At 48.7% G+C, this 548-nt stretch carries 1 protein-coding gene; it reads left to right on the forward strand.

Going from position 1 to position 548, the window contains the following annotated elements; genetic code table 11:
• Positions 1-548, forward strand: a 548-nt coding sequence (locus tag R7P74_RS28605; protein ID WP_318124070.1) for an acyl-CoA dehydrogenase domain-containing protein, incomplete at both ends; no start/stop codon positions are given.

Consider the following 548-nt stretch of genomic DNA (forward strand, 5'->3'; position numbering starts at 1 on the left):
CATTGTCGGCGGTAAAGGCATTTGTTTAGGCCCTTCGAACTTCCTCGCTCGTGGCTACCAAGGATCTCCAATCGCCGTAACGGTAGAAGGTGCAAACATTCTGACTCGTTCGATGATCATCTTCGGTCAAGGTGCGATTCGTTGTCACCCATACGTGCTTGAAGAAATGAACGCAGCTTACTCAGAAACGAGCGACGCGGTTGAGAAATTCGACAAAGCGTTAGCTGGCCACGTGAGCTTTACCATGAGTAACCTCGTTCGCAGTATTTGGTTTGGTTTGAGCGATGGTCTCGGTTCATCGGCACCGACTAAAGATGCAACGAAACGCTACTACCAACAGCTAAACCGTTACAGTGCCAACCTAGCGCTTCTGTCTGATATCTCAATGGCTGTGCTTGGTGGTTCGTTGAAACGTAAAGAGCGTTTATCCGCGCGTTTAGGTGACATTCTCAGTCAGCTATACCTAAGCTCGGCGACGCTAAAACGTTTTGAACAAGATGGTCGTCCAGCTGAAGATTTGGCTTTGGTTCACTGGGGTCTACAAGATA

It is taken from the genome of Vibrio sp. 2033 (assembly GCF_033339735.1).